Below are 25,939 nucleotides of genomic sequence, written 5' to 3' on the forward strand. Positions count from 1 at the left end.
GCACCAATATAATTCAAGGTTACCTTGAAAGCGACTAGTGAACGTATTCCGTGGCTCAACCCAGTTTTCCGCAGGTCCCCCTTGCGCCCTTACCATTGGTAATTTTGATGGCGTGCATCGGGGACATCATGCCTTATTGAGCGAACTAGTACAAGGTGCCAAAGCGCGCCAACTGACTTCATGCGTAATGACCTTTGAGCCTCATCCCAAAGAATTATTTGCGCCGGCAAAAGCGCCGCCGCGCATTTTAAATTTACGCGATAAATTAGAAGCATTTGCGGCAATTGGCATCGAACGGGTGGTGGTGGAGCATTTCAACTCTGCTTTTGCAGCCTTGACCCCTGATCAATTTGTCAAACATATTCTGAGCGAACGTTTACGTACCCGCTGGATCTTAATTGGTGATGATTTTTGTTATGGCGCCAAACGCGCAGGCAATTTTGCTAGTCTCAAAATTGCGGGGGAGCGTGATGGGTTTGAAGTATCTGCAATGCCCACTATTGCTGACCAGCAGATTCGCATTTCTAGTTCAGCCCTGCGGGCGGCAATTGCGCAGGGTGATCTACAGCAGGCGAATAATTTACTCGGTCGGCCCTACTGCATTTCTGGGCATGTTTTGTACGGACGACAGTTAGGTCGAACCTTAGGTTTTCCAACCCTGAACATTGCCGTTGCCAACCATTTACATCGGCGCCAAACTGCGGCCAGCGGTATCTTCGTCGTGCAAGTTCATGGCTTAGGGCCACTGCCCTTGCCTGGTGTAGCCAGCTTAGGCATTCGCCCAACAGTGGAAGATGCGGGGCGCGTGCTCTTAGAAACGCACGTATTTGATTTCAAGGAAAATGTCTATGGCCGTATTGTTAAAGTAGAGCTCCTTGAAAAAATTCGTGATGAAGCTAAATACCCTGATTTAACCGCCTTGCAATTAGCGATTGAAGCTGATGCAGCTCATGCGCGCCAATATTTTCTGAAAAAAGTCTATGTCTGAAAAATCTACTGCCTACCCTGTTAATTTACTAGAAACTGCATTTCCGATGCGCGGCGATTTACCTAAACGTGAACCGCAGTGGGTGGCGCAATGGCAAAAAAATAAACTCTATGAAGCAATTCGCCAAGCCCATGCTGGGCAGCCTTTATTTATTTTGCATGATGGTCCCCCATACGCTAATGGCGATATCCATATTGGCCATGCTGTAAATAAAATTTTAAAAGATATGATCGTTAAGTCGCGCTGGCTCATGGGCTTTGATGCGGCCTATGTACCCGGCTGGGATTGTCATGGCATGCCAATTGAAATTCAAATTGAAAAAAAGTTTGGTAAAAATTTACCAGTAGCTGAAGTACAAGCTAAAGCGCGCGAATATGCCAACGTGCAAATTACCAAACAAAAAATTGATTTTGAACGCTTAGGAGTATTGGGTGATTGGAATAGTCCATACCTGACTATGGACTACCAAAATGAAGCCGATGAAATACGGGCCTTGGCAGCAATCTGGCAAAAAGGCTACGTCTATCGCGGCTTAAAGCCAGTGAACTGGTGTTTTGACTGTGGCTCTGCTTTAGCAGAAGCTGAAGTGGAATACCAAGATAAAACAGATCCGGCAGTCGATATTGGCTTTCCCTTTGATGATGCGCAGCTACCCCAATTAGCTAAAGTATTTGGTTTACCAGAGCTACCTAAAAAAATCGGTATGGCTGTAATCTGGACTACAACCCCTTGGACCATTCCAGCGAATCAAGCGCTCAATGTCAATCCTGAATTAACTTATGCCTTGGTTGATACCAGCAAAGGTCTGCTTATTTTGGCGGCTGACCGAGTCGCCGCATGCTTAACTGAATATGGTCTTGAGGGCACTATTTTGGGTACTTGCCAAGGCAGTGCACTAGAGGGTATTTCTTTCTGGCATCCGCTCGCGACGCTTGATGATGGTTATCGGCGTCTAGCGCCGATTTATCCGGCAGATTACGTGACTTTAGAAACGGGTACAGGTCTAGTGCACTCGGCCCCCGCTTATGGTGAAGAAGACTTTAAATCGTGCAAAGCGCATCAATTAGCGGATGATGCAATTTTAAATCCCGTGATGGGTAACGGCGTCTATGCCTCTTGGTTACCTCTATTTGCTGGCGAGTTTATTTGGAAGGCGAATCCAAAAATTGTTGCTGCTTTAGAGCAAGCAGGTACTTTATTAAAACAGCAAGCTTATACGCATTCCTACATGCATTGCTGGCGACATAAAACCCCCATCATTTATCGTGCTACTTCCCAATGGTTTGCCAGCATGGATAAAAAACCGCATGGCGCGACAAATGCTCACCCACTTAGTTTGCGTGAAGCGGCTTTGCTGGGCATTGAAAATACCGAATTTTTTCCAGCATGGGGTAAGCAACGCTTACACAGCATGATTGCAAATCGGCCCGATTGGACTTTATCCCGCCAACGCCAATGGGGCGTCCCAATGGCCTTTTTAGTGCATAAAGAAACGGGCCAGCCTCACCCCCGCACCCCTGAATTATTAGAGCTCGTGGCTCAACGCGTTGCACAAAGCGGAATTGAAGCCTGGCAGACCATGGCGGTTACCGATCTGTTAAGTGATGATGCTGATCAATATGAAAAAAATCGCGATACCCTCGATGTGTGGTTTGACTCTGGCACTACCCATTGGCATGTGATTCGGGGCTCGCATCAAGCGCAGTTATTTACCGCTGTAGCTAAAGAACAATTTGGTGGCCCTGCAGGACGCTTAGCCGATTTGTATTTAGAGGGCTCTGATCAACACCGTGGCTGGTTTCATTCCTCGCTACTGACCGGCGTTATGCTCGACGGCAAGCCGCCATATAAGGCCCTCTTAACCCATGGTTTTACGGTCGATGGGCAGGGTCGCAAAATGAGTAAGTCGATTGGCAACGTCATTGCGCCCCAAGAAGTGGCCGATAAATTAGGTGCCGAAATTATTCGCTTATGGGTTGCCTCAACCGATTACTCAGGTGAGATGACCATCTCCGATGAAATTCTCAAACGCGTGGTTGAGAGCTATCGACGCATGCGCAATACCTTGCGATTTTTATTGGCTAATTTAGCTGACTTTGACCCAGATAAAAATGCCTTACCCCCGTCAGAGTGGCTGGAAATTGATCGCTACGCGGTGGCCTTAGCGAGTGCTTTACAAGCCGATATTCAAGCGTCTTACCAAGTTTATGAATTTCAACCCGTGGTTGCGCGGATGCTCAATTTCTGCTCCGAAGATTTGGGCGGCTTTTATCTCGATATTTTGAAGGACCGTCTTTACACCATGGCGCCCGATTCGCCTGATCGTCGTGCAGCACAAAATGCCCTCTTTCATATCACCCGTAATTTATTAAAGTGGCTTGCGCCCTTCCTTTCCTTTACGACAGAAGAAGCATGGCAAGCCTTTCCACACGGTAAAGCGGGGCCTAGTGCTTCGATCTTCATAGAAGCATTTACGCCTTTACCTGAAATTGTCGACGGCCAAGCACTAATCGCTAAATGGGCTCGCTTACGGGAAATTCGTGCGGAAGTAACCAAGGCGATTGAAATAGAACGGAGCGCCGGTTTAATTGGTTCTTCCTTGCAAGCCGAAATTCAAATACAAATAGCTGAGCCAGACTTTAGTCTATTGCAGTCACTTGGTGATGATTTGCGTTTTGTCATGATTACCTCAAGTGCCCACGTTGAGCCAAGCAATGATCCCCTTAAACCCTTAAGTATTCTCGTCCAAGCTAGCCAAAATCCAAAATGTAGTCGCTGCTGGCATCATGTCAGAGATGTTGGTGCAGACAGCAATCATCCGGAATTGTGTGGCCGTTGTATCAGTAATCTTTTTGGGGTCGGCGAAGATCGGCAATTTGCTTAAGTCAAGACAAACTCCCTTATGAGCACCTTCTTAAATCCACTTCATCGCTATTTAATCATTGCGAGTACTGTCCTGCTTCTGGATCAGGTAACTAAGGTGGCGGCACAAATCTATCTCCCCATCGCTAGCCCCGTGGCGATCAATGCCTATCTCAATTGGTTTTTAATTTTTAACCCCGGCGCCGCTTTTTCTTTTCTTTCCCAAGCGGGTGGTTGGCAACGCTGGTTTTTTACGATTTTAGGAATTGCAGCATCAGTCGTCATCTTATGGTTTTTACGTCGTAATACGGCTGACCAAAAATTATCATGGGCCTTGAGTTTAATTTTAGGCGGAGCGATTGGTAACGTGCTCGATCGGATTTTTTATGGTGCGGTCGTCGATTTTATTGACGTACATTATGAAACTTGGCACTGGCCTGCTTTTAATGTGGCAGATAGTGCTATTTCAGTCGGGGCGGTGCTGATTGTATGGAGTGAGCTCACTAGGCCTAAAATCTAATTTCTTATGCCATCACTTACTAATAAAAAAATCATCCTTGGTATTTCGGGGGGTATTGCTGCTTATAAGTCGGCGGAATTAGCGCGCTTGTTAATGCAAGAAGGCGCTACTGTGCAAGTGGTGATGAGCGCAGCAGCTCACCAGTTTATTACTCCGGTCACGATGCAGGCTCTCACGGGCTTACCGGTTTTTACCAGTCAATGGGATGCCCGTATCGATAACAATATGGCCCATATCGAGCTCTCCCGCTCAGCTGATGCCATTCTTATTGCGCCTGCCACTGCCGATTTGATGGCTAAGTTGTCTCTGGGACTCGCCGATGATTTGGTTACGACCTTATGCTTAGCCCGCACCTGCCCATTATTGTTGGTACCTGCAATGAATTTACAAATGTGGGAACATCAGGCGACCCAAAGAAGTGTGCAGCGCTTATTAAAAGATGGCATTGGTTTGCTTGGGCCAGCCAGTGGTATTCAAGCCTGCGGAGAAACAGGTGTAGGTCGCATGCTTGAGCCCGCAGAAATAGTTGAGCATGTCTGCGCCTTTTTTCAACCCAAATTATTGCAAGGCAAACGGGTTTTAGTTACAGCTGGCCCGACCTTTGAGGCCATCGACCCAGTACGCGGTATGACCAACCGTAGCTCGGGGAAAATGGGTTTCGCTATCGCCCAAGCGGCCCTTGAAGCTGGGGCGCAAGTGCATCTTATTGCTGGGCCCTGCGCTCTCACCACCCCACTTGAGAGTGGTGGACAAATTTACCGAACCAATGTTACTTCTGGTCAAGAAATGCATGCTGCTGTCATGCAATCTCTCGATTGTGATTTGTTCTTTTCGGTAGCAGCTGTCGCCGACTGGACTATACCCAATCCTGCTAAAGAAAAAATTAAGCGCAATAGTAAAGCAAACTCCCGCGACCTTGATAGCGGTCAACCTTCATCTATGCCGCAGATTCACTTTGCGGCGAATCCCGATATTTTGCAAACTGTTGCTCAGTTCGCTAACGCTAATAAAACAGGTACCAAAAAAACCCCTCGCCCCTATTGTGTTGGCTTCGCTGCGGAAACCACCAAACTAGAACAACATGCTAGTGAAAAACGCCAACGCAAAGGTATTCCTCTGATGGTTGGTAATATTGGACCCGATACGTTTGGCAGTGATTTAAATCAACTCCTGATGATTGATGAGCGGGGTATGCAACGCTTACCGCGTGCACCTAAATTAGTATTGGCACGTTTGCTGATTCAGGCTGTCGCTAAAAAATTAGCATAATCGTCACAGGGATCTCACTATGCAATCCTTACAAGTCAAAATTCTGGATGTCCGCATGCGGGATCAAATGCCGAGTTATGGCACCCCCGGTAGTGCTGGTCTTGACTTACGTGCCTGTATCGATGAGCCGCTCGAAATTGCTTGCGGACAAACTGTGCTGATTCCCACGGGGCTGGCCATATATATTGAAGACCCGCGCTATGCTGCACTAATTTTGCCGCGCTCTGGGCTTGGTCATAAACACGGCATCGTGTTGGGTAATTTAGTTGGCTTAATTGATTCTGACTACCAAGGCCAATTAATGGTTAGCACTTGGAATCGCAGTCAAACTCCCTTCAAGCTTGAGCCAATGGAGCGATTAGCACAACTGGTAATCGTCCCTGTGTTGCAGGTAACCATTCATATCGTTGACGAGTTCACTGAAAGCAGCCGCGGTGCCGGTGGCTTTGGCAGTACAGGGCGAAGCTAAAATTTGCTTTTAGGTTTCTGCAACCGGTTCCGCATTTGATTTGCCAGCCTTACTAGCACCAGGGTTGGTAGCTGCAATCGTTAACTGCACCTTGCCATCAGCGTCAATATCAACTGCTACTTGACCGCCTTGCGCTAAGCGCCCAAACAATAATTCATCAGCTAAAGCTTTGCGTACCGTATCTTGAATAATGCGTTGCATTGGCCGCGCACCCATCAAAGGATCAAAACCATGCTTTGCTAAATGAGCCCGTAAAGCATCGCTAAAGGTAGCATCGACTTTCTTCTCATGCAATTGCTCCTCAAGCTGCATTAAGAATTTATCAACCACCCGCATGATGATGGTTTCGTCTAAGGCTTTAAACGAAACAATGGCATCTAAACGATTACGAAACTCAGGGGTAAAGAATTTCTTAATGTCAGCCATTTCATCGCCCGACTCACGTGCATTAGTAAAGCCAATAGTCGATTTCTGCATCGCTTCAGCGCCTGCATTCGTCGTCATGATGATGATGACATTACGAAAATCAGCCTTGCGCCCATTGTTATCAGTTAAGGTGCCGTGATCCATGACCTGCAAAAGAATATTGAAAATATCGGGATGCGCCTTTTCAACTTCATCCAGCAATAAAACACAATGGGGTTTCTTGCTCACAGCCTCAGTTAACAGACCACCTTGATCAAAACCAACATAACCCGGAGGGGCGCCAATTAGGCGACTTACTGCATGACGCTCCATATACTCCGACATATCAAAGCGTAAAAGCTCAATGCCCATAATGTAAGCCAACTGCTTCGCCACTTCTGTTTTACCAACGCCTGTAGGCCCAGAAAATAAGAATGAACCAATCGGCCGGTCGACTTTACCGAGACCAGCGCGCGTCATTTTGATGGCACTGGCCAAGGCTTCGATCGCAGGGTCTTGCCCAAAAACGACACTCTTGATATCGCGATCAAGCGTTTGTAATTTACTTCGGTCATCCACAGTTACCGACTGGGCAGGTATGCGAGCGATCTTCGCGACGATTTCTTCAATCTCAGGACGACCGATGGTTTTTTTCTGTTTAGATTTAGGCAAAATGCGCTGGGCTGCGCCCGCCTCATCGATCACATCAATCGCCTTGTCAGGTAAATGCCGATCATTAATATAACGCGATGAAAGCTCAGCGGCCGCTACCAATGCAGCTGAAGCATATTTAACTCCATGGTGCTCTTCAAAACGCGATTTTAGGCCACGCAAAATTTGTACTGTTTGGTCTACCGATGGCTCTACGACATCCACTTTTTGAAAACGTCGTGAGAGCGCCGCATCCTTTTCAAAAATGCCACGGTACTCAGTAAAGGTTGTAGCGCCAATACACTTTAATTGACCATTCGACAGCGCTGGCTTGAGTAAATTACTAGCGTCAAGCGTGCCTCCCGAAGCCGCACCTGCGCCAATTAATGTATGGATCTCATCAATAAAGAGGATGCCGTGCGGGTTATCTTTTAGCGCCTTTAAGACGCCTTTTAATCTTTGCTCAAAGTCACCACGGTATTTAGTACCGGCTAGCAAGGCTCCCATGTCTAAAGAATAAACGGTCGAATTTGCCAAAATATCAGGCACTTCATTACGGGTAATTCTCCAGGCTAAGCCCTCAGCAATTGCTGTTTTACCTACGCCAGCCTCACCTACCAATAAAGGATTATTTTTACGGCGCCGACACAGTACTTGGATGACCCGCTCTACCTCGCCATCACGCCCGATTAAAGGATCGATCTTGCCTTGACGCGCTAAGGCATTTAAATTTTGGGTAAATTGATCTAAGGGGCTTTCTTTGCCACTTGCTGCTGCTTCTTCGTTGTCTTGAGTTGGATCTGCGGCTTTAACGGGCTCGGCTTGATCCTTACGAATACCATGACTAATAAAGTTCACCACGTCTAAACGGGTAACGCCTTGCTGTTGCAAGAAATAAACGCCGTGTGAATCTTTTTCACCAAAAATAGCGACCAACACATTCGCACCAGTCACTTCTTTTTTGCCATTTGAAGTAGATTGAACGTGCATGATGGCGCGCTGAATCACCCGCTGAAAACCTAAGGTAGGTTGGGTGTCGACTTCTTCAGTTCCTGGAACCACTGGCGTATTGTCATTAATGAAATTTTTTAACTGGGCACGTAACTCGGCAATATTCACCGAACAAGCCTTCAATACCTCCACGGCGGTGGCATTATCGAGTAAGGCCGAAAGAAGATGTTCAACGGTAATGAACTCATGTCGAGCAGCGCGTGCATCAACAAAAGCCATATGTAAACTCACTTCTAATTCCTGGGCAATCATGCTTCCTCCATAGTGCACTGCAAAGGGTGCCCCGCTTCGCGGGAGCTCTCGGTAACTTGATGAACTTTAGTGGCTGCAACATCGCGCGTAAATATTCCGCAAACGCCTTTACCAACTAAATGAACTTGTAACATGATGCGTGTGGCGGTTTCATGATCCTTATTAAAATACTCTTGAATGACCATCACCACAAATTCCATGGGGGTGTAATCGTCGTTTAAAAGTAAAACTTTATACAAAGCCGGAACCTTGACTTTCTCGGCCTGCTTCTCCAAAAGTGCGGTATCACCACTACCTGGTAGGAGTGGGTTGAGGGGTTGGGGAGTTTTAATTAATCGGCTCATATGATTCATTCTAAACACTCAGGCTCAGTCTGTAATTTACTGCTGAATTTGTTGCAAAAAACCCTCACTAAGGACCTTATTACCCCATATTGGGGCATTTTTGCCAGATTAAAGGGGGTAATCACCTACTCCCAAGTCGATTTAACTCCTTGACACGCCACCAAAAAGGGCAAACAATCGGGGGTAGTGCTTCTTATTGAGGTTCTATTAGGCGTGTTTTGGAGCGAAACTGATTAAAAAGTATTCCCCCCATTTTCACGGGTGTTTCAAGTTTAAGTAATGGAGTTCGCATGGCGACCGGAGTTGTTAAGTGGTTTAATGATGCAAAAGGTTTCGGGTTTATTAAACCCGATGATGGTGAAGAAGAGCTGTTCGCGCATTTCAGTGCGATTACTATGGGCGGTTTCAAAACCCTCAAAGAAGGCCAAAAGGTAACGTTTGACATTACCCAAGGACCTAAAGGCAAGCAAGCGACGAATATTCAAGGCGCTTGATAAAAACTTCCTAATGAAATTAAAAACCCAGGGCGTGCCCTGGGTTTTTTTTGACCTTTTTTCAGCTTTACATATTTGCAATCATTGCGTCGCCAAACCCAGAACACGATACCTGCGTAGCGCCCTCTAATACACGCGCAAAGTCATAAGTCACTTTTTTCGAAAGAATGGCTTTTTCCATTGACGAAATAATTAGATCGGCAGCTTCGGTCCAGCCCATATGACGCAACATCATTTCAGCGGAGAGAATTTCTGAACCCGGGTTGACATAATCTTTACCGGCGTATTTTGGTGCGGTGCCATGGGTTGCCTCAAACATGGCAATGCTATCGGACATATTGGCGCCAGGCGCAATTCCAATGCCGCCTACTTGAGCTGCTAAGGCATCGGATACATAATCGCCATTCAAATTTAACGTGGCAATCACGCTGTATTCATTAGGGCGTAGCAAAATTTGCTGCAAGAACGCATCCGCGATCACGTCCTTAATGATGATGTCTTTGCCAGTCTTGGGATTCTTCATTTTGCACCAAGGTCCGCCATCAATCAGTTGCGCGCCAAATTCATTTTGCGCTAAGCCATAACTCCAGTCACGAAAACCACCTTCGGTAAATTTCATGATGTTGCCTTTGTGCACGATAGTCACTGAAGATTTGTCATTATCAATTGCATACTGAATCGCTTTACGCACCAAACGCTCGGTACCCTCTTTCGACACTGGCTTAATGCCAATGCTCGAGGTATTGGGAAAGCGAATTTTCTTAACGCCCATTTCTTTAATCAGAAAATCAACCATTTTTTTGGCTTCTGGTGAGCCAGCTTCCCATTCAATGCCAGCATAAATATCTTCTGAATTTTCGCGAAAAATAACCATATCGGTTTTTTCAGGTTCACGAAGTGGTGAGGGAACTCCCTTGAAATAACGCACTGGACGCAAACATAAATACAAATCTAAGGCTTGACGCAAGGCCACGTTTAAAGAGCGAATGCCGCCGCCCACTGGCGTGTGCAAAGGGCCTTTAATTGAAACCACGTATTCTTTAACGGCTTCTAGGGTTTCTTCTGGCATCCATACATCGGGGCCATACACCTGAGTTGCCTTAGAGCCCGCATAAACTTCCATCCAAGCAATTTTGCGTTTACCACCGTAAGCTTTGGCAACTGCTGCATCCACTACCTTGATCATTACAGGCGTAATATCAGCGCCAATCCCATCGCCTTCAATTACTGGAATAATTGGATGATCGGGTACGTTAATTGAGAAATCTTGATTAACAGTGATTTTTTCGCCAGCAGGCACTTTAATATGCTTATACATTCACACTTCTCCAGAGGGATATTGAGTTATAACTTCTACTATTTTCGCATGAGCTAGCGAACTAACCCATAAAATTGGGCTTTCAAACTATGAAAAATATGCTACTTAAACAGACCCGCTTGACTCACATACCCCATTTTGGGCTAGTGACCTTAGCGTTGAGCTTATTTCTGGGCTTCTTTGGCCTCACGACAGCTGGTTTAGCACAAAATAGTAGCCCTAACCCCGGTCTACCAGTGATTGAGCTTAAAACCGGTATATATCGCCTTCAGGTCGAAGTGGCTGCGACCCCCCAAGCACGGCAAACTGGTCTGATGTATCGCACTGTCATGGCTCAAAATGCGGGCATGCTCTTTATTTTTGAACAAAAGGCGGGGCATTGTTTTTGGATGAGCAATACCAAAATTCCGCTCTCTATTGCTTTTATTGGCGACGATAGCAAGATTGTGAACATCGAGGAAATGCAGGCTGATACCACTAACAATCATTGTCCCAAAGCACCTATTCGCTTTGCTTTAGAGATGAATCAAAAATGGTTTGCAGAGCGCGCCTTAGGTCCTGGTACGCTGATTCAGGGACTACCTAAAAACTGACACCAGCAACCCACGCCTTAACGAAGGCTAGGGCGACTTTAGCCAAAGTGGCAAACATAGTGCACTGGAGCGGTGGTGCGCACTATAAAATAACTACCCGCCTCAACCGTCCAACTTTCACCAGCAGCAAATGCCCTTTCGGGGGCGCCATCAATGCTGACATAAGCGCATCCATCCACGACTTCCATGATTTCTTTAGTGCTGAGCTCAAACTTTAGGGTGCTTGGCAAAATCACCCCTACCGATTTGCGGGTTCCATCAGCTAGGGTAACGGTATGCGAGACGCACTTGCCGTCATAATAAATATTGGCTTTTTTACCAACCGCAACCTGCTCAAATTGCATCGCTAGCCTTTCGTTTTCTTTAATTTGCGCTTTGCGATTTCTGCAATACGCATCCGCAACGCGTTGAGTTTAATAAACCCGCCAGCATCGGCTTGATTATAGGCACCGCCATCGTCATCAAAAGTAGCAATCGTTTGATCAAATAAAGTATTAGCCGAATCACGTGAAATAACGCTTACCGAGCCTTTGTATAATTTCAAGCGCACCACCCCATTGACATTACGCTGGGTATGATCAATTAAAGTTTGTAAAGCAAGGCGCTCAGGCGACCACCAGTAGCCGTTATAAATAAGGCTGGCATAACGCGGCATCAAGTCATCTTTTAAGTGCGCCACTTCGCGATCCAGCGTAATACTTTCAATGCCCCGATGGGCTTTAAGCAAAATCGTACCGCCAGGGGTTTCGTAGCAGCCGCGACTCTTCATGCCGACGAAGCGGTTTTCCACTAAATCGAGTCGGCCAATGCCATGCATACCCCCAAGACGATTTAATTCCGCTAAGAGTTCGTGGGGTTGATAAGCCTTACCGTCAATGGCAATGGGGTCGCCCGCACGAAATTCAATTTCAATGACGGCGGCGGTATCCGGTGCTTTTTCAGGTGCAACTGTCCAGCGCCACATCGATTCTTCAGCTTCCGCATTGGGATTTTCTAAGTGCCGACCTTCGTAACTAATATGCAATAGATTCGCATCCATCGAGTATGGTGAACCACCTTGCTGGTGTTTCATTTCAATTGGTATGCCATGCTGCTCGGCGTAAGCCATTAATTTTTCGCGCGACAATAAATCCCACTCACGCCAGGGTGCAATGACCTTAATGCCGGGCTCAAGAGCGTAATAACCTAACTCAAAACGAACCTGATCATTACCCTTGCCGGTGGCGCCATGGGAAACTGCGTCTGCTTTGACTTGGCGGGCAATGTCAATTTGGCGTTTGGCAATGAGGGGTCTAGCAATAGAGGTGCCCAACAAATACTCGCCCTCGTAAATCGTATTAGCGCGAAACATGGGGAAAACAAAATCCCGTACAAATTCTTCGCGTAAGTCGTCAATAAAAATATTTTCCGGCTTAATGCCAAATTGCAAGGCTTTGGTGCGCGCCGGCTCAAGCTCTTCGCCCTGACCCAGATCGGCAGTAAAGGTGACGATTTCACAATGATAGGTATCTTGTAGCCACTTCAAGATCACGCTGGTATCAAGACCGCCAGAATAAGCTAAGACTGCTTTTTTGATTTCAGACATGCTTCCACTCGTTTTAAATTGGTTGACACATTATCAAACAGGGCTGCCCGTGGCAGAAATTTGCCCACACAATAAGTATTCCATTAAAGCCTTTTGTACATGTAATCGATTTTCGGCCTCTTCCCAAACGACGCTTTGGGGTCCGTCAATCACTGCCGCACTAACTTCCTCGCCTCGATGTGCTGGTAAGCAATGCATAAATAAGGCACTTGGATTAGCTAGCGCCATCAATTCTTCTGTGACCATCCAATCTTTAAATGCCTTCATCCGCATAGTATTTTGATCTTCGTATCCCATGCTTGTCCAGACATCGGTCGTTACTAAGTCTGCACCCTTGACTGCATCACGCGGGTCGGCACAGATCATGAGGTGATTTAAAGCAGCACCACTTAAACGTGCCCGATCGAGTTGATATCCTTCGGGCGCTGAAAAGCGCAATTGAAAATCTAAGCACTCAGCGGCTTGAATCCAGGTGTAAGCCATATTGTTGGCATCTCCAACCCAGGCTACGGTTTTTCCTTGAATCGGCCCACGGGCTTCGACAAAAGTAAAAATATCCGTTAACACTTGGCAGGGATGAAATTCGTTAGTTAACCCATTAATGACTGGCACCCGTGAGTTTGCCGCAAAGCGTTCGATGATGTCTTGGCCAAAAGTACGAATCATAATAATGTCTGTCATCCGCGAGATAACCTGCGCGGCATCTTCCACTGGCTCGCCCCTGCCCAATTGGGTGTCACGGGTATTGAGATAGACAGCATGACCGCCCAATTGATGTATTCCCGCCTCAAATGACAAACGCGTGCGGGTGGAATGTTTTTCAAAAATCATGGCCAAGGTTCGATCATGCAAGGGATGCCAAGTTTCGTAACGTTTAAAGCGCTCTTTTAACCAAGCTGTACGCAATAGCAAATAATCGTATTCGGCTCGTGTTAAATCAGCAAACTGGAGGTAATGTTTGATTTGGCCAGGTACCTGCGGTTTAGCCAAGGAAGCTAAACTAGCATGCCCAGAAACGGATTGATTTTCTATTTTGTCCAAAATATCACCCACTAAAATAATAATCTTAAGCTTATATTGCTCTATCTTGACTGTCTTAAAACGTGATTCATAAAACCCTGTTTATCCAAGGCATCACTGCAAATGGCAGACCCTTTAGGCCCAGCGACTGGGCTGAGCGCCTTTGCGGAGTCATGGCAAGCTTTCGCCCCCTTGGTGATGCTGGTGATCCTCGCTTTACTTATTCTCCCTTCGCTCGACCTGTTGTCATTGCCAATGTTAAATTCGTTGTCATCGATACTCGCATACATGATCTAGACCCCATGGCGCTCGATTTTTTGCTTAATTTTGCTAAAGACAATGGCCTTCCAATTGAGGAGGCCTGTGTCTTCGAACCCAAAACCTAAAAGCCAAGCTGTAAAACAAAAACCCGCTCAAAAATGGAGCGGGCTTGAGTTGAATTACGAAAAAAGAACTAAGCCATCGCCTTAATAGCAGCTGATAAACGGGATTTTTGTCGCGCGGCAGTATTTTTATGGGCGATTTTTTTATCTGAAATTTTGTCGATAGTGACTTGAGTAGCAACAAATACTTTCGCAGCAGCCGCTTTATCGCCCGCCTCAACTGCTTTACGCACAGCCTTAATGGATGTGCGTAACTTCGAACGCAAGCTCGAATTATGCTCATTTTGTTTTACTGCTTGCCGAGCGCGTTTGCGCGCTTGTGCGGTATTGGCCATCTTTAAACCTGCCTATTCATTCCGATTTGTCAAAATATGCGAACACTTGCGAGAAGCCTTGGGTGTTCGCTAAAAACCAAGATTTTACCTGAAAGGGCCAAAAAAGCCCAGTAGATCAATAAATAGGGGAAAATCAGCCCATGAATCTGCTTTCCGCTGCCGCCAAAGTGAGTGCTTTGACGATGTTATCTCGGATAACTGGCCTTTTACGTGAAACTCTGATTGCCCGAAGTTTTGGGGCTTCAGAGTGGACTGATGCGTATAACGTTGCCTTTAGATTACCCAACTTACTCCGTCGTTTATTCGCCGAAGGCGCTTTTTCACAAGCTTTTGTGCCAATTTTGGGAGAAATTGTTGCCCGAGGTGAGCCAGCCAAGTCGCAGGCGCTGATTAACGCAGTTGCCACCCTTTTATTTTGGTCGTTGCTGTTTACTGTTGGGCTTGGGGTGCTGGCGGCACCATTACTTATTTTGTTGATCGCTACGGGTTTGACCGGCGGACCTGCTTTCGAGGCCAGCGTGGTCATGACCCGCATCATGTTTCCTTATATCGGCTTCATTTCACTGGTTTCACTTTCTGCTGGTATTTTGAATACCTATCAGCGTTTTGCGCTCCCCGCCTTTACCCCCGTTTTACTCAATTTGGCCTTAATCATCAGCGCTATTTGGCTCGCTCCGCAATTAGAGCAACCCATCTATGCCCTGAGTATTGGCGTTTTAGTCGGCGGCCTACTGCAGCTGCTGATTCAAATTCCCGCCCTTAAGCGTTTAGGTCTATTGCCGCGCATTGGCATTCTGCCGAGCGCTATTCACCAAGCCTTTATCAGCCCAGATTCCCGACGGGTGTTGCGCTTAATGGGGCCGGCGGTGTTTGCGGTCTCGGTTGCGCAAATTTCCCTCTTAATCAACACGAATATCGCTTCGCGCTTAACTACGGGAAGTGTTTCATGGTTAACCTATGCAGACCGCCTCATGGAGTTTCCCACCGCACTGCTTGGCGTAGCGCTCGGTACTGTCTTATTGCCAAGCCTTAGTAAAGCCAATGCTAATCAAGACCTTAAACATGCTGAGGAACTGTTGGTTTGGGGTTTGCAGTTGACTTTTCTGTTGGCTGCGCCTTGTGCATTAGCGCTATTTTTATTTGGTGAGCCAATTGCTGCCGTGCTCTATCACTATGGGCGGTTCAGTGCGCTTGATGTGATGATGACCCAACGCGCCTTAGCCGCCTATGGGGTGGGCTTAGTGGGTCTAATTTTGGTAAAAATTTTGGCCCCAGGCTTCTATTCTCGGCAAGACATTCGCACCCCAGTCAAAATTGCCTTGGTGGTTTTAGTTTCAACCCAACTGGCAAACCTGGTCTTTGTTCCCTGGCTAGGGCATGCTGGCTTAGCTTTATCTGTTGGCTTAGGTGCTTGCCTAAACGCGGCGATGTTGTGGATTGGCCTTTGCTGGCGGGGGGCACTGCCAACTTCAGCGGGTTGGTGGAAATATTTAGCACGACTCGGGGTAGGCTTAATTCCCTTGGGTCTGATATTGCATTATGGTTCGCAAGCCCATAACTGGATCGACTTACAAGCACAGCCTTGGCTGCGGATTGGTCTTCTGGTTGGCTGGCTTAGCCTAGCGGCAGTAATTTACTTTATCGGCATTAGACTTGGTGGAATTCGCTGGCAAAATTTCTTACGTCATGCAAAATAGGAGGTATGCCCACACGACAACTTGACTACTTTGCGTCTCTGGTAGCAGAAGACGACTATTTTCCTCTTACCGAGGCTGCGGTTGCCGTTGCTCAGCATGCATTTCCTGACTTAGATGTACAGACTGTTCTTGATCAAATTGATCAACTTGGCAAGCGACTCAAACAGCGCATCACCCCCGAAACTTCGGCGGTACAAAAACTACAGCATCTAAAACATTTTTTTTATAGTGAGCTAGGGTTCGGCCCCAATCCAAATGATTTTTACGCGCCTGAAAATTCTTATCTCCATCATATTATTGAAAGTCGGCGCGGAATACCAATCTCTCTGGCAATGCTGATGATGGAATTAGGCCATCAAATTGGGCTCAAGATTCGTGGAGTTTCTTTTCCCAATCATTTCATGATGCGCATCTCCTTGCAGCAAGGTGAAATTATTATGGATCCCCTAACGGGCGCCTCGTTATCAAAGAATGAATTGCAGGAGATGTTGGATCCCTATTTAGACGCCAAGGGCTATCAAGATGAAATTAGTTTGCCTTTAAATATTTTTTTACGCGCCTCTAGCCCCCGTGAAATTCTGTCGCGCTTTCTGCGTAATCTAAAGTTGATTTACACCGAAAACGAGCGCTGGGAGAGATTGTTGGGGGTACAACAACGTTTAGTTATTTTGCTACCTGATTCGATCGAAGAGATTCGGGATCGTGGGCTCATTCTTGCCCAGCTAGAATATTTGCGTCCAGCACTTGAAGATATGCAGCGCTACCTGGTGGCCTCGCCTGAGGCAGGCGATGCCGAAGAAATTCGTGAACACATTGCCACCTTAGAAAATCAGAGTCGGCAAAACTAATTTTTAAGCTTCATGGCTTCTGGCGCAGCGCTTGCACCATCTTCACTAATGCAGCGAAAGCTACCGGCAAGGCAGCTGCTCCAACCCCAACTAAAACAATCACATTTAAGTTTTCCCGAATGATTGGAATGTTGCCGAAAAAATATCCTGCCACTACGAGACCTACCACCCAGATTGCAGCACCAACAATATTAAAAAATTGGAAGCGGGCAAAATTCATTGCAGAAACACCAGCGACAAATGGCGCAAAGGTACGGACGATAGGTAAAAAACGTGCCAAAATAATGGTCTTACCGCCATGCTTTTCATAAAATGCGTGGGTCTTACGTAACGCAGCTTGATCAATCCAACGTGATTGACTGGCAAACACTTTTTCCCCAATCCAGCGACCAATAAAATAATTGACAGTATTACCCACGACTGCAGCAAGTAGTAAACCACTGCATAAGGTGAGCATATTAAATTGGCCAGTGGCGCAATAGGCCCCAGCAATAAATAATAGGGAGTCGCCAGGCAAAAAGGGGGCAATAACTAAACCTGTTTCTGCAAATACAATAGCAAACAGAATGCCATAGGCCCAGTTGCCATAATTTTGAATCACTAAGTCTAAATGGCGATCAACGTGTAAAAAGAAATCGCCTAGTTGAATTAAGGTATCCATCAACTTCACCTCTTTAATTGAAATTGAGGTGGATATTAACAGGCTTAGCTAGCTAAGCTTCCTATAATTGTCGTATGCCCCTAAAACCGACTGTGTCAGTAAATGATTATTAAAACCCCCGAGCGCCTCTCGGAGGTCCTCTGCATTGTTGGCCCAACCGGCAGCGGTAAAAGTCATTTGGCAATGACTGTGGCACAGCAGGCCGCACAGCGAGGCGTAAAAATAGAATTAATCAGTATGGATTCGGCCTTGGTGTACCGTGGCTTAGATATTGGCAGCGCAAAACCTTCAAGTGCTGAACGTGCTTTTGTGCCACATCACTTAATTGATATTCTTGAGCCCTATGAAACCTATTCGGCAGCGCGCTTTGCCGCTGATACAAAACGCCTCTGCGCCGAAATCCAGTTACGCGGCCATATCCCGTTAGTTGTTGGTGGAACCATGCTCTATTGGCGTGCTTGGGCTTACGGCTTATCAGTCCTGCCAGAAGCGAGCCCACGAATCCGCCAAGAACTAGAAACGCGCGCTGCGCGCTTGGGGTGGCCAGCCTTGCATGCCGAGCTAAATCAAATCGATCCCCTTACTGCTGCGCGCCTTAAACCCCATGATGCACAACGTATTCAACGGGCCTTGGAAGTATTTTTAGTGAGCGGGCGTCCTCTGTCAACTTGGTTAGCTGAAAATCCGAGTCAAGACGGCCGCACTGGTGCAACTATTCCCGCCGGACTAAAACTTGTTGCACTTGAACCTAGTGAGCGTAAAAAATTACATGAGGATCTTGCCACTCGCTTTGATGCAATGCTTCAACAGGGTTTGATTGCTGAAGTGGCAGCGCTAAGACAGCGCCCTGAAATTCATGCCGACTTACCTGCCATGCGCGCAGTGGGTTATCGACAGGTTTGGCATTACTTAGCGGGTCATGACTCTTTAGAGGGCATGCGGGAGAAAGCCTTAGCCGCTTCACGGCAACTGGCTAAACGTCAGTTAACCTGGCTACGCGCGATTTCAGCTCGGCAATGTTTTGATTCACTCACGACCAGCGGCCAACAACAAGCCCTTAACTATTGCTTAGAGCAGCTCAAGATTAAATAACTAGGGTTTGAGCTTCGCCAGCGGGACGCTCACGTACTTCACCGGCTACCCAAACCTTCAGGCCCTCCGTCGCCAAGGACTGAATTGCGGTAGAAGCAAGCTCGGGCGCAACAATTAATACCATTCCAATCCCACAGTTAAATACTCTCACCATTTCTGCATCAGCAACATTACCCTGAGTTTGTAACCAGCGAAACAATGCTGGTAACTCCCAGGTATCGCGCTGTAAAACCGCCTGCATGTTTTCTGGCAAAACGCGCGGCACATTGTCAACAATGCCACCGCCAGTAATATGGGCCAGCCCTTTAATGTCAATTGCAGACATCAGTTTTAACAGGGGTTTAACGTAAATTTCCGTAGGCGCCATCACCGCTTCAATTAATGGCCTACCATCTAAATCATCATCCGGTTTTGCTCCAGCACGCTCAATAATTTTTCGCACTAAGGAATAGCCGTTACTGTGAGCACCACTAGAGGCAATTGCCAAAACGATATCGCCGGCACAAATGCGTGAACCATTAATAATTTTCGATTTTTCAACTGCACCCACTGCAAAGCCCGCTAAATCATATTCTCCAGGCGGATACATGCCGGGCATCTCGGCTGTCTCTCCGCCAATCAGCGCGCAACCCGCTAACTCACACCCCTTAGCAATCCCCTCAATCACCTGCGCTGCTGTATCAATCGTTAATTGGCCACAAGCAAAATAATCGAGGAAAAATAGAGGTTCAGCGCCCTGCACCAAAATATCATTCACGCTCATGGCGACTAAATCTTGACCAATGGTGCCATGGCAATTCCATTCAAAGGCCAGCCTTAGTTTGGTGCCGACTCCGTCGGTGCCCGCCACTAAAACAGGTTCGCGATAACGCTTTGGCACTTCAAATAAGGCCCCAAACCCCCCAATACCTGCTAAAACGCCTTCGCGCATAGTTTTTTTGGCTAATGGCTTGATCCGCTCAACCAGTGCATCGCCGGCATCGATGTCGACCCCAGCATCACGATAGGAAAGGCTTGCGGCTAGAGGGGGGGAGAATTTAGTCATAAAAAGAGGGGTAATTTAGGGGTGAACTGAACTTGATCGTTAGAATCATTGAATTCTAGAGGATCAATGCACCATGGCCGAAATTTTTACCCCTTTTTTAGCTGCCTTCATTTTGGCGTACGCTTTACGCCCGATTTCATTATGGCTTGAGCGGCATCGGCTACCCAAATCTCTAGCGGCGTGTTTGGCGATGATTTTTGGTTTAAGTCTACTGGCTGGGATTGTCATTTTGCTCATCAGCTTAATTAGTCAAGAAATTCCATTAATTAAAACCCAGCTACCGGAGTGGATCGAAAAAACCCAATTGTGGTTAGCGCCAAAATTAGCCGAACACAATATTGCCTTTGACTGGGGCGCGATTAAAGCAATTGCTACCCAAAAAATTGGTGCATTAGTCAGTGATAACGCCAAAAATGTTGTCAATACCACCCTCGGCACGATCCTTTCTTCTAGCGGCTCTATCCTTAGTGTCTTGATCGATTTAGTCTTAACGCTCTTTGTATTGTTTTATCTTCTAATTGATTGGCATCACTTCTTTGAATATTTAAAAAAATTAATTCCTTTACGCTTTCAGGCTAGCGCGCAACACCTTTGCGCTAAAACTGATGGCCTGTTATCACAATATTTACGCGGTCAAATTTTAGTTATTTTGGTAATGGCAGTTTTTTACTGCTCAGGGCTTTCTATTGTTGGTGTGCGCGGTGCCATTGCGTTAGGGGCATTCACGGCAATGGTGGTGATCATTCCCTACTTAGGATTCTGGCTTGGCTTTATTCTCGCCGTGCTATCGGCCCTTTTGCAATTTGGTTTTGGCACCGAAGTTGTGGGTGTTTTAGTGGTGTTTGGCATAGGCCAAATGTTAGAGGGCTTTTTCTTAACGCCGCGACTGGTCGGTGAACGCATTGGTCTACACCCCGTTGCGGTCTTATTTGCTTTGCTGATCTTTGGTAAGTTATTTGGATTTTTTGGGGTACTGCTTGCCTTGCCAGCCAGCGCAGTGAGTTTGGTCCTCATTCAATATACTTGGTCTCTCTATCTTCAATCGAGTTGGTATCAGGGTTCTAAAAAATAATCGTGATGAAGCCAAATGCAGCGCTACCGAAACAATTTGCGCTTGATCTGAGTCAGCCCCAACAAGCTACGCTAAACAATTTTTTAGCGGCCAGCAATGCCGCCCTGCTAGCTCATCTACAATCACTCGTTTCGGGTTGGGAGATTAATCCTGCTGACACTTCCCTGCATGCGCTTAATGACCGCTGGCTTTACTGGTGGGGCGCATTGGGATCGGGCCGTACCCATTTACTCAGCGCCTTAAATAACGCGGCGGATCTACTTAATCTGCGGCACTTTTTTCTGCAAGCTAATGAACCCGTTTCTTGGGTTAATTTAGAAGAAAAATTACCGCATTTACTCAGCCAAGAACAGGCGATTATCATTACGGTTGATGATGTCGATCAGCTTGATGAGCGTTTATCAGCGGCACTCTTTCGGATTTTAAATTTGGTCCATGGTAGTCGTAACTTATATATTTTTATGGCCGGCAATAGCGCACCTGCTGGCTTACAACTGCGTGAAGATTTACGTACTCGATTAGCTTGGGGCCTAGTATTTCAAGTGCAACCTTTAAGCGATGAGGAAAAAATGCAGGCATTGCAACAGGCGGCAGCTGAGCGCGGCTTAAATTTATCGCCAGAGGTAATACCGTGGCTGCTGCAGCGTTTTTACCGCGATATGCCGAACTTAATGGCCCTATTAGATGCGCTTGATGCCTACTCACTAGAAATGAAGCGCGCTGTGACTTTGCCACTCGTGCGCGAATTATTGCAAATTCAACCTCCTACAACTAACAACCCGACTCTTGGTAGCGCTGGATGACGACACTAGCATTATTCGATTTAGACCATACTCTATTGCACTTCGATAGCGACTATGAATGGGGGCAATTTTTAGTCCGACTTGGGGTCGTCGATGGAGTGGCATTTGCGCAAAAAAATGAGCAGTTTTACAGCGACTATAAAGAAGGTAAGCTCGATATTGATGCATTTTTAAGTTTTGCCTTAAAGCCTCTTGCAGAACATTCTCGGCCACAATTAAAGGCTTGGCATGAAATTTTTATGGCTGAGGTCATTACTGGAAAAGTCCACTCTCAAGCACTAGATTTAGTAAGGCGTCATATCGATGCGGGTGATTTATGTTGCGTGGTGACGGCAACAAATAGTTTTGTTACCCGCCCAATTGTGGAAAGTTTTGGTATTACCCATTTAGTGGCGACCGAACCGGCAACGGAAGGTGATGCGCCAGAGGGAAATTTTACTGGTGCCGTGAAAGGGGTACCCAGCTTTCGTGATGGCAAAATACACCGAGTTGAAGCATGGTTGGACAGTTTAAATATGTCTTTAGCAGAGATACCCAGAAGCTATTTTTATTCCGACTCATTGAATGATTTGCCCTTACTTGAAAAAGTCACTAATCCCATTGCAACTAATCCTGATATGCTCTTGCGGGCCGAAGCCCAAAAACGTGGCTGGCCTATTCTCGAGCTATTCAATTGATAACAAAATTTATTAAAGGGCTGATTAAACGCCAGCCCAAGCCTAAAGTAGGGGGTACGAAAACTACACTTGCTCAACGGATTAACAAAAAAACCCATCGCATTGATCCCCACTTATTGTCAAAAAATGCGGTGAAGGTAACCCAAGTACTGCAGCAAGCGGGCTACTCCGCCTTTATTGTGGGTGGTGCAGTACGAGACTTAGTGCTGGGAATTGGTCCAAAGGATTTTGATGTAGCAACGAATGCGACTCCCGAACAAGTACAAAAATTATTTCGGAAATCACGTCTCATTGGTCGGCGCTTTCAAATCGTGCATGTTACTTTTTTTGGTAAAGAGCGCCCTGAAATTATTGAGGTTTCAACCTTTCGTGCCATGCTGGATCAAGTGGGCGAACATCTTGCTGAAAGTGGACGAATCTTACGCGACAATGTGTGGGGCTCACAAGCAGAAGATGCAGAGCGCCGCGACTTCAGTATTAATGCGATGTACTACGACCCATCATCTGAAACCGTATTCGATTATCACGGCGGTATGGCTGATATGCAAAAACGTACGCTGCGCATGATTGGTGAACCCAGCAAACGCTATCGGGAAGATCCCATTCGCATGCTTAGGGCAATTCGGTTTGCGGCTAAAACTGGCTTTACGCTCGATCCAGCTACGCGTGCGCCGATTGCTGAGTTAGCTGATTTGATTCATGACGTGCCAACAGCAAGGCTCTTTGACGAAATTCTTAAGCTACTGATGTCGGGGCACTCTTGGCCAGCGATTGAAGGTCTGCGTGCCGCTGGTCTGCATCACGGCTTGCTGCCATTGCTTGACAAAGCCTTAGATGGTGATTCTGCGAGTGGTGCTGGCACCGAGTTTATCAAGCTATCACTGTCAAATACCGATGAACGTATTCAAGCAGGTAAAGGAGTCTCGGCTGGCTTTCTCTTTGCCAGTTTGTTATGGCCTGATTTAACCCAAAACTGGCGGCGCAATATTGCTGGAGGGATGGCTAATGTGCCCGCCCTTCATGCCGCGATGGATGACACGATTACCAGCCAAAATAATGGTGTGACTATTCAGCGACGTTTTGAAGCAGACATGCGCGAAATTTGGACTATGCAGCCCCGCTTTGAAAAACGTTTAGGTCGCTTCCCCCATCGCCTCATAGAATCGCCCCGCTTTCGAGCGGGTTATGACTTTATGTTAATGCGCTGTACTACGGGTGAATTACCCAATTCATTAGGGCTGTGGTGGACGCAATTTATTGAGGCTGATTTGAATACCCGCGAAGAACTGATTAACTTAGCCAAAGCAGAAGATCAAAAAAATGGCAAGGTAACTAAATTAGGCAGCAAGCGGCGTCGGCGCAAACCCAAAGACATCTCATTGCCTAGCCCTGAAATCTTAAAAGACTAAATTTAGCGCAGATTAAGAGCGGCCATGGCTGCATTTTTGCCAGCAATACGCCCAAAGGCTGTGCCAATTGCCATGCCTATTCCAGCGGTATACCCTTTACCCAAAACATTGCCTGCCATCATCTCACCAGCCACAAATAAATTATGACTAGGCTTACCACTAAAGTGTACCGCGGTAGTTGCATCGGTTTTTAAACTAAGATAAGTAAAGGTAACGCCGGGCCTGAGTGGGTAGGCATAAAAAGGGGGCACGTTAATCTTGGTGGCCCAATGGGTTTTAGCTGGCGTAATTCCCTCGGTATGACAATCATCCAAAGCGGTATGGTCAAAAGTTCCGGGCTGGCAAGCGGTATTAAATTCATCCACGGTTTGCTTTAAGACCAATGGGTCAAGTTTAAGCTGTAAGGCGATATCACCCATGTTATCGGCTATCGTGCCCGCAAATACTGGTGGCATAAAGCGGCCAATCGATTTTGAATCAATGATGGAATAAGCAATTTGATTGGGCTGTTGTGCTACCAAGCGCCCCCAAATCGCATAACGCTTGGGCCAAAAATCTTCGCCTTCATCATAAAAACGTTGGCCCCTTTCATTTACAACAATACCAAGTGAGACACAGTCGATGCGGGTGCATATGCCCCCGTTATATAACGGTGCACGCGCATCAATGGCGGCCATATGCGCTTGCGTAGGATCTCCAATCGAATCAGCGCCAGCTTCGATCATATTTTTTAATAAAGCACCTTGATTAAAAGTTGTACCACGAATTAAAAAATTATCGGCTGGACTTTTGCCCTGCTCATCAATGCCCCAAGCCTCTCTTTGCCATTCAATATTGGACTCAAAACCACCAGCGGCTAAGACACAAGCTTTGGCTGTAATCCGCTCACCATTTTCAAGTATGGCTGCGCTAAATTGATGACCATCTAATTCAATTGACTTTACTGGTGCGTTATAACAAATTTTCACGCCTAATTTTTCAGCACTGCGATAGTATGCGTTGACTAAAGCTTTGCCTCCTCCCATAAAAAAAGCGTTGGTACGAGATAAATGTAAGGTCCCTGATAGTGGTGCTTGAAAATGGACGCCATATTTGCGCATCCATGTGCGACAAATGCTCGATTCTCGAATCGCTATTTTGGCGAGCTTTTCATCGGTTATGCCGCCAGTCACCTTCAAGAGATCTTGCCAGTACTCCTCTGCTGGATAGGTCTCTAATAAAACGTCTTGGGGCTCATCATGCATACAGCGAATATTGCGCGTATGGGTGGAATTTCCACCACGCCATTCGAAGGGCGCTGACTCTAATAGACAGACTGAAGCGCCCGCTTCCCGGGCCATAAGAGCGGCACATAGGGCAGCATTGCCACCGCCGATTACCAATATATCAACCATCAATTAATCTCATAAAAGGGTTAGCCCTTACAAAAGAGAAGTCATTATGGCGTAATTTATTTGCCCGTGCGTTTTGCTAACAGAATCAAACTTATTTACGCAGCCTGCAAACTTTAGCTTTTTTCAGTAAAGTAAGCCTATCTTGAATGGGAAAGATAAATGGCGCGGGCTTTTATTGGATTTGGTGGCAACCTTGGCGATACTCGGCAAATTATTACCGATGCCATCGTTTGTCTCGCTTTACGTAATGAATTACATATAGTGAGTAAGAGTTGTTATTACCAAAGTGCCCCAGTTGATGCTCTTGGTAATGACTATATCAATGCCGTCGTCGAAATTGAAACCGAATTAGAACCTTATGGCTTGCTGTATGTCTGTCAAGCAATAGAGCAGCAATTTGGCCGCGAGCGGCCTTACGAAAATGCGCCACGTACCCTCGATTTAGATATTTTGATTTTTGATGGTTGCGCGCAAAATGATACTGAGCTCACCCTACCTCACCCTCGTATTACTGAACGATCATTTGTTTTATTGCCTCTACTAGAAATTTGTCCTGAATTATTTTTACCCGAATTCGGCATTCTCAAGGCTTTTTTACCGCAAGTAGCACACCAACGCATTGATAAACTTCCCTGTCGAAACTGTAACTGCGATGCAAAAATGCAGATTAAGTCAAGCGAACCTCCCTACAAAAGACTCAACTAAGCTCCCAACGGGGCATTAATTCATTACACTCATCCCT

General features: G+C 46.5%; 26 protein-coding genes. 16 read left to right on the forward strand and 10 right to left on the reverse strand.

Annotation, left to right across the window (positions count from 1 at the left end; genetic code table 11):
- The first annotated feature begins 37 nt into the window (after positions 1-37).
- Genes LZT22_RS10115 through dut form a run of 5 tightly spaced genes read left to right on the forward strand, consistent with a single transcriptional unit; the run spans position 38 to position 6,108 of the window.
- Entirely contained in the window at positions 38-988 is a 951-nt protein-coding gene (locus LZT22_RS10115) for a bifunctional riboflavin kinase/FAD synthetase (RefSeq protein WP_233925083.1), read from the forward strand.
- On the forward strand, positions 981-3,872 hold the full coding sequence (ileS, locus tag LZT22_RS10120) for an isoleucine--tRNA ligase (RefSeq protein ID WP_233925084.1): 2,892 nt from the start codon (positions 981-983) through the stop codon (positions 3,870-3,872). The genes LZT22_RS10115 and ileS overlap by 8 nt, the downstream gene beginning before the upstream one ends.
- A gap of 18 nt (positions 3,873-3,890) precedes the next feature.
- On the forward strand, positions 3,891-4,370 hold the full coding sequence (gene lspA, locus LZT22_RS10125) for a signal peptidase II (RefSeq protein WP_233925085.1): 480 nt from the start codon (positions 3,891-3,893) through the stop codon (positions 4,368-4,370).
- A gap of 6 nt (positions 4,371-4,376) precedes the next feature.
- The gene (gene coaBC, locus LZT22_RS10130) at positions 4,377-5,639 is read left to right on the forward strand and encodes a bifunctional phosphopantothenoylcysteine decarboxylase/phosphopantothenate--cysteine ligase CoaBC (RefSeq protein ID WP_233925086.1); all 1,263 of its coding nucleotides are present in this window, start codon (positions 4,377-4,379) and stop codon (positions 5,637-5,639) included.
- 19 nt (positions 5,640-5,658) lie between these two features.
- A complete protein-coding gene (gene dut, locus LZT22_RS10135; RefSeq protein ID WP_233925087.1) occupies positions 5,659-6,108 on the forward strand; it encodes a dUTP diphosphatase in 450 nt (149 codons plus the stop codon).
- Positions 6,109-6,117: 9 nt separating this feature from the next.
- Here the strand turns inward: dut and clpA are convergent, their stop codons facing one another.
- Together clpA and clpS are read right to left on the reverse strand one after the other, a co-directional pair.
- Positions 6,118-8,427, reverse strand: coding sequence for an ATP-dependent Clp protease ATP-binding subunit ClpA (gene clpA / locus LZT22_RS10140; protein WP_233925088.1), 2,310 nt, complete (start codon positions 8,425-8,427; stop codon positions 6,118-6,120).
- Positions 8,424-8,780: an ATP-dependent Clp protease adapter ClpS gene (clpS, locus tag LZT22_RS10145; protein ID WP_370634761.1), complete on the reverse strand. Its 357-nt coding sequence runs from the start codon at positions 8,778-8,780 to the stop codon at positions 8,424-8,426. The genes clpA and clpS overlap by 4 nt, the downstream gene beginning before the upstream one ends.
- A gap of 281 nt (positions 8,781-9,061) precedes the next feature.
- Between clpS and LZT22_RS10150 the strand changes: the two genes are divergently transcribed.
- Positions 9,062-9,265 (forward strand): cold-shock protein, encoded by a 204-nt coding sequence (locus LZT22_RS10150; protein ID WP_108469641.1) that lies wholly within the window; start codon positions 9,062-9,064, stop codon positions 9,263-9,265.
- 67 nt (positions 9,266-9,332) lie between these two features.
- Here the strand turns inward: LZT22_RS10150 and icd are convergent, their stop codons facing one another.
- The gene (gene icd, locus LZT22_RS10155; protein WP_233925090.1) at positions 9,333-10,583 is read right to left on the reverse strand and encodes an NADP-dependent isocitrate dehydrogenase; all 1,251 of its coding nucleotides are present in this window, start codon (positions 10,581-10,583) and stop codon (positions 9,333-9,335) included.
- A 98-nt stretch (positions 10,584-10,681) separates the two neighbouring features.
- On the opposite strand from icd, the gene LZT22_RS10160 reads away from it, so the two are divergent.
- Positions 10,682-11,176 carry a DUF192 domain-containing protein gene (locus LZT22_RS10160; protein ID WP_370634773.1) on the forward strand — a complete coding sequence of 165 codons (495 nt, stop codon included), beginning with the start codon at positions 10,682-10,684 and terminating at the stop codon, positions 11,174-11,176.
- A gap of 38 nt (positions 11,177-11,214) precedes the next feature.
- Here the strand turns inward: LZT22_RS10160 and LZT22_RS10165 are convergent, their stop codons facing one another.
- The 3 genes from LZT22_RS10165 to argF are packed head-to-tail and all read right to left on the reverse strand — an operon-like array spanning position 11,215 to position 13,751.
- Positions 11,215-11,520, reverse strand: coding sequence for a pyrimidine/purine nucleoside phosphorylase (locus tag LZT22_RS10165; RefSeq protein WP_233925092.1), 306 nt, complete (start codon positions 11,518-11,520; stop codon positions 11,215-11,217).
- Between the two features lie 2 nt (positions 11,521-11,522).
- Complete coding sequence (locus LZT22_RS10170) at positions 11,523-12,761, reverse strand: argininosuccinate synthase (RefSeq protein ID WP_233925093.1); 1,239 nt, start codon at positions 12,759-12,761, stop codon at positions 11,523-11,525.
- A 33-nt stretch (positions 12,762-12,794) separates the two neighbouring features.
- Positions 12,795-13,751, reverse strand: coding sequence for an ornithine carbamoyltransferase (argF, locus tag LZT22_RS10175; RefSeq protein WP_233925151.1), 957 nt, complete (start codon positions 13,749-13,751; stop codon positions 12,795-12,797).
- A 113-nt stretch (positions 13,752-13,864) separates the two neighbouring features.
- On the opposite strand from argF, the gene LZT22_RS10180 reads away from it, so the two are divergent.
- Positions 13,865-14,167, forward strand: a complete 303-nt coding sequence (locus tag LZT22_RS10180; protein ID WP_233925094.1) for a DUF3579 domain-containing protein — start codon at positions 13,865-13,867, stop codon at positions 14,165-14,167.
- Positions 14,168-14,235: 68 nt separating this feature from the next.
- Here LZT22_RS10180 and rpsT read toward each other — a convergent pair whose 3' ends face one another.
- Positions 14,236-14,499, reverse strand: a complete 264-nt coding sequence (rpsT, locus tag LZT22_RS10185) for a 30S ribosomal protein S20 (RefSeq protein ID WP_233925095.1) — start codon at positions 14,497-14,499, stop codon at positions 14,236-14,238.
- Between the two features lie 140 nt (positions 14,500-14,639).
- Here rpsT and murJ point away from each other — a divergent pair, with 140 nt between their 5' ends.
- Together murJ and LZT22_RS10195 are read left to right on the forward strand one after the other, a co-directional pair.
- The gene (gene murJ / locus LZT22_RS10190) at positions 14,640-16,196 is read left to right on the forward strand and encodes a murein biosynthesis integral membrane protein MurJ (RefSeq protein WP_233925096.1); all 1,557 of its coding nucleotides are present in this window, start codon (positions 14,640-14,642) and stop codon (positions 16,194-16,196) included.
- 5 nt (positions 16,197-16,201) lie between these two features.
- Positions 16,202-17,044, forward strand: a complete 843-nt coding sequence (locus LZT22_RS10195; RefSeq protein WP_233925097.1) for a SirB1 family protein — start codon at positions 16,202-16,204, stop codon at positions 17,042-17,044.
- A gap of 10 nt (positions 17,045-17,054) precedes the next feature.
- Here LZT22_RS10195 and LZT22_RS10200 read toward each other — a convergent pair whose 3' ends face one another.
- Positions 17,055-17,705 carry a VTT domain-containing protein gene (locus LZT22_RS10200; RefSeq protein WP_233925098.1) on the reverse strand — a complete coding sequence of 217 codons (651 nt, stop codon included), beginning with the start codon at positions 17,703-17,705 and terminating at the stop codon, positions 17,055-17,057.
- A gap of 102 nt (positions 17,706-17,807) precedes the next feature.
- Between LZT22_RS10200 and miaA the strand changes: the two genes are divergently transcribed.
- Complete coding sequence (gene miaA, locus LZT22_RS10205; protein ID WP_233925099.1) at positions 17,808-18,797, forward strand: tRNA (adenosine(37)-N6)-dimethylallyltransferase MiaA; 990 nt, start codon at positions 17,808-17,810, stop codon at positions 18,795-18,797.
- Here the strand turns inward: miaA and purM are convergent.
- Positions 18,790-19,842: a phosphoribosylformylglycinamidine cyclo-ligase gene (purM, locus tag LZT22_RS10210; RefSeq protein ID WP_233925101.1), complete on the reverse strand. Its 1,053-nt coding sequence runs from the start codon at positions 19,840-19,842 to the stop codon at positions 18,790-18,792. The genes miaA and purM overlap by 8 nt on opposite strands.
- 73 nt (positions 19,843-19,915) lie before the next feature.
- Here purM and LZT22_RS10215 point away from each other — a divergent pair, with 73 nt between their 5' ends.
- The 4 genes from LZT22_RS10215 to pcnB are packed head-to-tail and all read left to right on the forward strand — an operon-like array spanning position 19,916 to position 23,803.
- On the forward strand, positions 19,916-20,914 hold the full coding sequence (locus LZT22_RS10215) for an AI-2E family transporter (protein ID WP_233925103.1): 999 nt from the start codon (positions 19,916-19,918) through the stop codon (positions 20,912-20,914).
- Positions 20,915-20,919: 5 nt separating this feature from the next.
- Positions 20,920-21,717 carry a DnaA regulatory inactivator Hda gene (hda, locus tag LZT22_RS10220; RefSeq protein WP_233925105.1) on the forward strand — a complete coding sequence of 266 codons (798 nt, stop codon included), beginning with the start codon at positions 20,920-20,922 and terminating at the stop codon, positions 21,715-21,717.
- Positions 21,714-22,394, forward strand: coding sequence for an HAD family phosphatase (locus LZT22_RS10225; protein WP_233925106.1), 681 nt, complete (start codon positions 21,714-21,716; stop codon positions 22,392-22,394). The genes hda and LZT22_RS10225 overlap by 4 nt, the downstream gene beginning before the upstream one ends.
- Positions 22,391-23,803, forward strand: a complete 1,413-nt coding sequence (gene pcnB / locus LZT22_RS10230) for a polynucleotide adenylyltransferase PcnB (protein WP_233925107.1) — start codon at positions 22,391-22,393, stop codon at positions 23,801-23,803. Before LZT22_RS10225 ends, pcnB begins: the two co-directional genes overlap by 4 nt.
- A 2-nt stretch (positions 23,804-23,805) precedes the next feature.
- Here the strand turns inward: pcnB and tcuA are convergent, their stop codons facing one another.
- On the reverse strand, positions 23,806-25,197 hold the full coding sequence (gene tcuA / locus LZT22_RS10235) for an FAD-dependent tricarballylate dehydrogenase TcuA (protein ID WP_233925108.1): 1,392 nt from the start codon (positions 25,195-25,197) through the stop codon (positions 23,806-23,808).
- Between the two features lie 159 nt (positions 25,198-25,356).
- Between tcuA and folK the strand changes: the two genes are divergently transcribed.
- A complete protein-coding gene (gene folK, locus LZT22_RS10240) occupies positions 25,357-25,902 on the forward strand; it encodes a 2-amino-4-hydroxy-6-hydroxymethyldihydropteridine diphosphokinase (RefSeq protein ID WP_233925109.1) in 546 nt (181 codons plus the stop codon).
- Positions 25,903-25,939: the final 37 nt, after the last annotated feature.

It is taken from the genome of Polynucleobacter sp. IMCC 29146 (assembly GCF_021395195.1).
Taxonomy (GTDB): Bacteria; Pseudomonadota; Gammaproteobacteria; order Burkholderiales; family Burkholderiaceae; genus Polynucleobacter.